Below are 8,421 nucleotides of genomic sequence, written 5' to 3' on the forward strand. Positions count from 1 at the left end.
GACCGCGACCCGCTGGTCCGCGCCGCCGCGTTCACCGCGCTCGCCCGGCTCGGCGGCGCTGCCGACGCCGCCATACTGACCGCCGCGCTGAGTGATTCGGCCTGGCAGATCCGGGAGGGCGCGGCGCGCGGGCTGGCCGGGGTCGGCCCGGAACACGCCGTGCCGGCCTTGAGCACGGCGCTCACCGACATCCACCCGGACATCCGCAAGGCCGCGGTGCTCACCCTCAGCGTGTGGCCGGAATCCGAGGCGGCCCGCGGCGTGCTCGAGAACGCCCACGCCGACAGCGATGCCGATGTGCGCGCCTACGCCCGGCGGGCACTGGCGGTGCACGCCGAACGGTGAGAGCGATTGCGGGCGAACCGGTTACCCGGTGCGGTGGGTCAACCCGATCGGGAGGTACCCGGTGATGACCCCGGGACTCAGCCCGCGGTCGGCCGCCAGGCACACCACCGCCAGCAGCGGCCACGCGACGAAGCCCTCCGGATCCAGGCCGCGCTGCGGGGTGTCCCAGAAACGGCGGTGGAATTCGAGGCCCTCGACCAGGGCGGTCTCGAATTCGGCCGGGTCGCCGCGCAATACCGCGTCCAGCAGGCACAGCGCCGAATAGGCGATGGTGAGCGCGTAGTCGTCACCGCCGGCCTGCTGGGCGTCCACCGCGGCCTCGATCCCGTCCACGATGACCGTCTCCGCCGAGGGATCGCCGGTCCAGGCCCGCTGCCAGGCATCGGCCCACAGATACCGGGCCTGCTCCCCGGGCTGCCCGGTCCGGGTGGTCACCGCCAGCGGGTGACCGGGGCTGCCCGGCGCGCCCAGCAGATAGGCCAGCAGCTCGCGATCACGGCCGATCACGGCGGCCCACAGGCCGTTCAGCAGATCCGCCACCGGTGGGGGCGCCACCACGCCGCCGCACGCGGGCACCGTCCAGCGGGTGCCCGTGAGCGTCACCGCGATCGGTTCCTGCCCGGCGGGCCGGGCGGCCGAGCGCAGCCGGGCGGTGTACGCCGCGGCGGTATCCGCGATGGCCTGGCGCAGCCGGATCGACTCGCCGCGCGGATCGTCCAGGCTCAGATAGCCGGCGATGGCCCGGGAACTCCAGGCCACGTCGGCGAGCACCGCCTGTGGCTGCGCGGCCAGGAATTCGGCGCGCAACGCGGTGGTCCGAACCCGATAGGCGCGGCCGAAACCCGCATCGGTCGGTCGAATAGCTGTCGGATAACTCAGTTCCTGGGCGGTTAGCGCGATATGGCGATCGATCATCGGACTACGATGATGATCGGTGTGCCCACCAATTTAGCCAATCGATTGCTCACGCCGTGACAATAGCGAACGGCGAACCCTGCTACATCGGTTGGTATATCGGTCGCCGGGGACGTGTCACCGCTGATCGCCGGGCCGGAACAACCCCTCGACCGCGGTGATGAAATACGGGAAGTGGGCGCCGAAACGCCGCAGACTGCGATCGCCCTCGAAACCGCCGAACCAATACAGCCCCGGACTTCCGTCCGCGGTCGGATCCAGGTCGCGGAAGGTGCGCACCCACTGATCGCCCCGGCGCGCGGCCACCAGGAACGGCAGCGCCCGGGAGAACGCCAGCTCCTGATCCGCCGCCGGAATCCGCTGCGGCGCAAGCGCGTCCAGTCCGCGCTGCATGGCCTGCACCCGGCCGGTCAGCTCCCGGCCCATCGCGGTGCGCGACGGCAGATAACGGGGGAGCAGCAGCGCGGCCACACCGCCCAAGGCGAGCGCGACACCGATCAGGCCGTGCCGCTGCGGGCCCAGGGCCAGCGCCGCGGTCGCGGCGAGACCGCCCACGATCAGCGCGATCCCGAGCCAGAACTCGAAACCGCGGCGGGTGCGGTCGATGAACACCCCGGCCGTCACCGCGTCGTCGATCAGCGCGGCGCGCACCGCCTTCGCGTCCACCTGCCCGCGGCGCTCGGACAGCAGCACCGCGTCCGCGCCCTCGGGGAGTAGCGCCGAATACACCGCGCGCTCATAGGCGGTCAGCTGCTCGTCGGGCGGATTCACCCGGGAGAAGCGCCAATCCGCGTCACCGGCGACCGTCACCCACAGGTAGTTGCGCACCGCCAGATCCACCACGGTCGACGCCATGTCCGGCACATCGGCGTGGCCGTCGAGCAGCAGGCCCGCCGTGCTCGGCAGCACGCCGTCCGGCGAGGTGAACTGCACGTGATCGCCTGCCCGCACCAGCGGATCCAGGGTCTCGGCGGCGACCGGCGCCGAACGCCGCGACCACAGCACGTATCCGGCCGCGGCGGCCACCGCCGCGAGCAGCGCGCCGAAGGCGGCCCACACCGGACCGGTCGGCGAGAAGGCGTTGGGCGCGTTGTCGTCGCGCACCTCGGCATTGGCCCGCACCGTATTCGGCGGCAACTGCAAGGTCACATCGAGAATGTCGCCCTTGTGCAGGTCGGTCTTCTCCAGGTGCGCGAAACCGTCCGGCTCGACCCGAATATCGCCGCAGGTCTGCGGATTTCCGGGCGGCCCGACCGTGCACTTGGTGACGCCCATCCGGAAACTCGGGCTCGACACCGTCGCATTGATCGACGCCACATCGGTATTCAGCACGCCGGTCCACTGGAACACCTGCGCGCCGGTCGCGTCACTGACGGTGTTGTGCACGGTGTACTTGAAGGTGGCCTCACCCGGGCGCGCGGAGATGGTGAACAGATCGCTCGCGACATTCGCCTCGCCGTCCCCCTCGGCGGACACCTCGGTCACCTGGAACGTGCGCAGCACACTCGGGCTCACCTGCACGCGCAGCGGCAGCACCTGCCGAAACTCGCCGCCCTCGGGGACTTTCACGGTTTCGGTGACCCGCAGCAGACCGTCGTCGCCCAGATTCACCTCCGCGGTGATATCCACACCGGCCGGCTGCGCCCACACGGCCGGCGCCGCCACACCCGCCACCGCGAGCAGCAGCGCGACCAGGGCGGCCCCCCGAAAAATCTGCATGCCTGGCACTCTAGCCAGCTTGCTATCCTTCCTCAGCGGCAAGTCGCAGGTCTATGGAGCCGGCAGGCTATCTCTGAGGAACGAGGGGGTGCGGGGGTTGACTCGCCCACCGTCCGAGCACGGACCGACGCCCCCGGAGCGCCGGCCCACGCCGCCTCCCGGAAACCCACAGCCGCACGGCAATCCGCAACAGCCGGTCCAGCAACCGGGCTTCCCGGCGGTCCCGCGCCGCCCGGCCGCTCAGCCCGGCGGCGCCCCGCCGCCCGGATACCAGCCCCAGCCCGGGTATCCGCCGCCGCCCGGATATCAACGGCCACCGGGGTATTCGCAGCAGCCCGGTCAGCAGCCCCCGCCGTACCCCGGCCAGCCGCCACAGCCGTACCCCGGTTATCCGCCCCAGCCCGGCGCACCCCGCCCGGGATATCCGGCGCAGCCGGGCAAGGGCTCCGGTCGGCCGGGTCATCCACCGCACCAGGGCTTTCCGCAGCCACCCGGATACGGGCAACCCGGATATCCGGCCACCGGTCAAGGCCGGCCCGCGTATCGCGCGCCCATGCCGCCGCCCACCGCCGCCCCGCCGACCGGCGCGATTCCGGTCGCCCGGCCCGCGCCGCCGAGACGCGGCCGGGTGGGGACGCTCGTCGTGATCCTGGTGCTGCTGGTGTCCGGTGTGCTGGTGCGCACCGCCGTCACCACCGGCTTGCACCCCACCGGATCGAACGTCAAGACCGGCTATTCCAGCGACGCCGGTGAGAATCATGGTGTCGCGGCGACCGCCGACAACCCGCTGCTGACCAACCCCGATTACACGCTGCTGCCCGCCAAATGCGCGTACTCGCCGTGGGGCACCCAGGTCGAGGTGGCACGCAAGTTCTTCGAGACCGCGGCCGACTGCCTGCACACGGCGTGGAAACCGTTGTTCGACAAGATCGATCTGCCGTTCCCCGCGCCCAAGCTGAACGTATCCGCGGACACCGCGGGCATCACCACCCTGTGCACCGGCAACAGCAGTAACTTCGCGGCCTTCTACTGCTCGGCGGACATGACCATCTACATGCCGATCAGCCAGCTGCAGACCGACATCTTCGGCAACAACTGGGTGGTGTACCTCTCGGTGTTCGCCCACGAGTACGGCCACCACGTCCAGGCGCAGTCGGGGATCCTCGGCAAGGTGCACCAGCAGCGCCGCGACGCCGGCTCGCGCAGCGACACCGGACTGGAACTGTCGCGCCGCACCGAATTGCAGGCCCAATGCTTCGACGGCATGTACCTGTCGTCCTCGAGCAATGGCGGCTCGCTGACCAGCGCCCAGATCGGGGTGGCCCGCAACGACGCCTACCACCGCGGCGACGCACCCGGCGACATGCGCGACCACGGCACCGCGCAGAGCATGGGCGGCTGGTTCGAGATCGGCTACGACAAGGACCGCGCCATGCAGTGCAACACCTTCAGCGCCGCCGTGAGCAAGGTGAACTGACCCGCTGGAACACTCGAGCCCCGCCGCGCTGCGCGACGGGGCTCGAAACGTTCACCGGCTCAGTGGTCGTTTCACCGGCTGAGTGGTCGTACGGCGGACTCAGTGGTCGTGCGGCCGGATGATCCGGTTCGGCGAATGTCCGTGCACGCCCTCGGCGTACGCGGTCTCCGCGTGCAGCGCGAAGTCGACGCCGCCCAGCTCGTCCTCCTTGGTGACCCGGAAGCCGACCAGCTTGTCCAGCACCTTGCCCAGCGCGAACGTCATCCCGAATGCGAACGCCGCCACCGTCGCCACGCCGACGGCCTGCTTGCCGAGCTGCCCCAGCCCGCCGCCGTAGAACAGGCCCGCCGGACCCTTGGTCATGACGGCCGAGGCCAGGAAGCCGATCAGCAGGGTGCCGACGATGCCGCCCATGAAGTGCACGCCCACCACGTCGAGCGAATCGTCGTAGTTGCCCTTGAACTTCCAGCCCACCGCGAACGAGCACACCACGCCCGCGACCAGACCCACGACCAACGCGCCGATGGTGTTCACCTCACCGCAGGACGGGGTGATGGCCACCAGACCGGCCACCGCACCCGAGGCCGCGCCGAACGTGGTCGGCTTGCCGTCGCGCCGCGCCTCGACCAGCAGCCAGCCCAGCATGCCCAGGCAGCCCGCCACCAGCGTGTTCAGGAATACCGCCGCGGCCGTGCCGTCGGCGGTCAGCGCCGAACCCGCGTTGAAGCCGAACCAGCCGAACCACAGCAGACCCGCGCCCAGCAGCACGAAGGGCAGATTGTGCGGACGCATCGCGTCCACCTTGAAGCCCTGACGCGGACCCAGCACGAACACCATCGCCAAAGCCGAAGCGCCCGAAGCGATCTCGACCACCAGGCCGCCCGCGTAGTCCAGCGCGCCCAGCTTGTTGAGCCAGCCGTCCGGGGTCCAGACCCAGTGCGCGATCGGCGCGTACACGATCAGCGCCCACACCGGCACGAAGATCATCCACGCCGAGAACTTGGTGCGATCGGCGATCGCGCCGCTGATCAGGGCCACGGTCAGAATCGCGAAGGTCAGCTGGAAGGTGACGAACAACAGCTCCGGGACGCCCGCGCCGGTGGTCTTGTCCACCACGTGCACGGTGTCCGGATTGATTCCGGCGAGCCCGAAATGTCCGAGGTCGCCGAGGATTCCGCCGCCCGCGTCATCGCCGAAGGCCAGGCTGTACCCGCCGAGCAGCCAGGCCACCGTCACCAGCGGGATCGAGATGAAGCTCATCATCAGCATGTTGAGCACACCGCTGGACCGCACCATGCCGCCGTAGAAGATCGCCAGGCCGGGTGTCATCAGCAGCACGAGCGCCGTGGCCGCCAGCAGCCAGGCGGTCGAGGCCGCGTCGATGTGGGGTGTCATGCGGTAACTCCTTCTGCGCGTGATCGCGTTGCGTGGAAGTTACCGAAAACTCACGTTAAGGCGCTGTTACGAAAATGAGGAGTCGGATACCTCCCCGTAACAGCCTCAGCTGCGCTGTTCCCTGGCCTTTTTGGCCAGAGCGCGCAATCCGCGCGGGCCGGGCACCGGATTTCCGTCGTTCAGCGCCATCCATTCCGCGGTGACGAGCCACTGCTGCTGGGCGCGGGCGTCGGCTGTGTCGTTGAACACGCGCCGGCCCCGATCGTCGCGCAATTCATAGGCCATCACCGACCAGCGCGGCGAGCGCCCGTTCTCGGCCACCTGGTCGCGCAGATAGGCCGCCACCAGCGTGCCGATCATGTTCACCGGCCGCAGCGAGACCCGGTTGCCGTAGCGCGCGGCGAAGAAACGCCTTCCGGCGCACAGGGATCGGGGCTCGGCGCTGTAGGCGATCCAGCCCGAACGCTGCGCGCGCTCGATGAGCCACAGGTGCTTGATGGCGGTCGGCGGGATATCGCCCACCCGGTCGCGGATCAGGGCGATCACCGGTTCGGTGAGCAGAATGTCGCGGCGGGTCGGACCGGTGCCGTGCGCGGTCCAGTATTCGTCGGTCAGCTTGGCCAGGACTCGCCCGAAATCGTCGATGCTGCGCTGCGCCCGGCGGCCCAGCCGCTCGATGCGCTCGGCCTCGGCCCGCATGTCGTTCTGCACGATGAGGGTGCGGATGGCGGCCAGGGTCGGAACCTGGCGGCGCTGCAGCAGTTCCAGGATCGCGCCCGCGGTGGCCGGATCGGCAGCCGCCGACACCGGTAGCGAATCACGCTTGATGTCGTAATCATGCGGGCTGATGGCCCGGCTGAGCAGTCCGACGGCGGTGCTGTCGTCCGCGAATTCGGTGCTGGAGAGCCAGGCGGTGGCGATGTCGTCGTGCGAAGGCACGGGGCATGTCCTCCGGGAGGATTTGGTTGTGCCCCGGTCGGGATGAGGGACCGGCCGGGGCAACCAACCTGATGAAGGTTTGGCTACCGAAGTTGCCGAGGTCCACGGTAGCCAAGGGATTGCGATCTTGCTGCACCGATTCACTGGATCGTTATGTCCGGTCTGTGGAGTTGAAACAGAACGCAAGTCTGTATCTGGTGACGTTGTGGGAAATGCGGGTTCGACAATTCCGGTTTCAAAACAACGCCGAGAATTTGCTATCCGACTTGACGGGGTATCAGTTCGGGTCGGTCGGTTTTGACCGGAGCCAGGGACTGAATGTGATTTGCATCACATATCAGGGCGGCTGGTGGTTCGGCCGCATGTCACCACCTGTCGGACCGCACCGGTAACCTCTCCCCGTGGCTCTGTACCGGAAGTACCGACCGGCAACGTTCGCTGAAGTGGTGGGTCAGGAGCACGTCACCGATCCCCTGAGTACGGCGCTCGACACCGGGCGGATCAGTCATGCGTATCTGTTCTCGGGACCGCGCGGGTGTGGCAAGACCTCCTCGGCGCGCATCCTCGCCCGCTCGCTGAACTGCGAGCAGGGACCGACCTCCACGCCCTGCGGGGTGTGCTCGTCGTGTGTGGCGCTGGGTCCGGGCGGCGCGGGCAACCTCGACGTCATCGAGCTCGACGCCGCCAGCCACGGCGGCGTGGACGACACCCGTGAACTGCGTGACCGCGCCTTCTACGCGCCCGCCGAATCCCGGTACCGCGTCTTCATCGTGGACGAGGCGCACATGGTCACCACGGCCGGCTTCAACGCGCTGCTCAAGATCGTCGAGGAGCCGCCCGCCCACCTGATCTTCGTCTTCGCCACCACCGAGCCGGACAAGGTGCTGCCCACCATCCGCTCGCGCACCCACCACTACCCGTTCCGGCTGCTCCCGCCCGCCACCATGCGCGGGCTGCTCGGCAAGATCTGCGACCAGGAAGGCGTGCAGGTCGAGGAGTCGGTGTACCCCTTGGTGATTCGCGCGGGCGGCGGCTCCCCGCGCGACAGCCTCAGCGTGCTGGACCAGCTGCTGGCGGGCGCGGGCGCCGAAGGCGTCACCTACCCCCGCGCGGTGTCCCTGCTCGGCGTCACCGACGTCGCCCTGATCGACGATGCCGTCGACGCCCTCGCCGACTCTGACGGCGCCGCCCTCTTCGGCACCATCGACCGCGTGGTGGAGGCGGGCCACGACCCCCGCCGCTTCGCCACCGATCTGCTCGAGCGCCTGCGCGACCTGATCCTGCTGCGCGCCGTCCCCGACGCCACCGACCGCAACCTGGTCACCGGCCCCGGCGACGTCATCGACCGCATGCGCGCCCAGGCCGATCGCCTCGGCGCGGCCACCCTGGCCCGCCACGCCGAACTCCTGCACGGGGGCCTCGGCGACATGCGCGGCGCCACCAACCCCCGCCTGCTGCTCGAGGTCATCGCCGCCCGCATGCTCCTGCCCGCGGCCTCCGACGCCGAGACCGCCACCCTCCAGCGTCTCGAACTCCTCGAACGCCGAATGGCAAGCGGCGCAATCCCCGCCGCGTCCCAGCAGCCCCAATCCGCCGCCCCCGCGGTGGCATCCGCCGCTCCCGCCCCGGCC

General features: G+C 69.8%; 7 protein-coding genes. 3 read left to right on the top strand and 4 right to left on the bottom strand.

Features of this window, described 5'->3' with window-relative positions; translation table 11 throughout:
* Positions 1-345 (top strand): HEAT repeat domain-containing protein (locus ACWELJ_RS31990; protein WP_452369813.1); only part of this gene is annotated, 345 nt, incomplete at its 5' end.
* Between the two features lie 21 nt (positions 346-366).
* Here the strand turns inward: ACWELJ_RS31990 and ACWELJ_RS31995 are convergent.
* Together ACWELJ_RS31995 and ACWELJ_RS32000 are read right to left on the bottom strand one after the other, a co-directional pair.
* The gene (locus tag ACWELJ_RS31995) at positions 367-1,260 is read right to left on the bottom strand and encodes an immunity 49 family protein (RefSeq protein WP_452369814.1); all 894 of its coding nucleotides are present in this window, start codon (positions 1,258-1,260) and stop codon (positions 367-369) included.
* Positions 1,261-1,377: 117 nt separating this feature from the next.
* Positions 1,378-2,979, bottom strand: a complete 1,602-nt coding sequence (locus ACWELJ_RS32000) for a DUF2207 family protein (RefSeq protein ID WP_452369815.1) — start codon at positions 2,977-2,979, stop codon at positions 1,378-1,380.
* A gap of 553 nt (positions 2,980-3,532) precedes the next feature.
* Here ACWELJ_RS32000 and ACWELJ_RS32005 point away from each other — a divergent pair.
* The gene (locus ACWELJ_RS32005) at positions 3,533-4,456 is read left to right on the top strand and encodes a neutral zinc metallopeptidase (protein WP_452369816.1); all 924 of its coding nucleotides are present in this window, start codon (positions 3,533-3,535) and stop codon (positions 4,454-4,456) included.
* A gap of 99 nt (positions 4,457-4,555) precedes the next feature.
* Here ACWELJ_RS32005 and ACWELJ_RS32010 read toward each other — a convergent pair whose 3' ends face one another.
* Together ACWELJ_RS32010 and ACWELJ_RS32015 are read right to left on the bottom strand one after the other, a co-directional pair.
* A complete protein-coding gene (locus ACWELJ_RS32010) occupies positions 4,556-5,851 on the bottom strand; it encodes an ammonium transporter (RefSeq protein ID WP_452369817.1) in 1,296 nt (431 codons plus the stop codon).
* A gap of 105 nt (positions 5,852-5,956) precedes the next feature.
* Positions 5,957-6,790 carry a hypothetical protein gene (locus tag ACWELJ_RS32015; protein WP_452369818.1) on the bottom strand — a complete coding sequence of 278 codons (834 nt, stop codon included), beginning with the start codon at positions 6,788-6,790 and terminating at the stop codon, positions 5,957-5,959.
* A 401-nt stretch (positions 6,791-7,191) separates the two neighbouring features.
* Here ACWELJ_RS32015 and ACWELJ_RS32020 point away from each other — a divergent pair.
* On the top strand, positions 7,192-8,421 hold a 1,230-nt coding region (locus ACWELJ_RS32020), incomplete at its 3' end, for a DNA polymerase III subunit gamma and tau (protein WP_452369819.1).

This window comes from Nocardia sp. NPDC004582 (assembly GCF_053602115.1).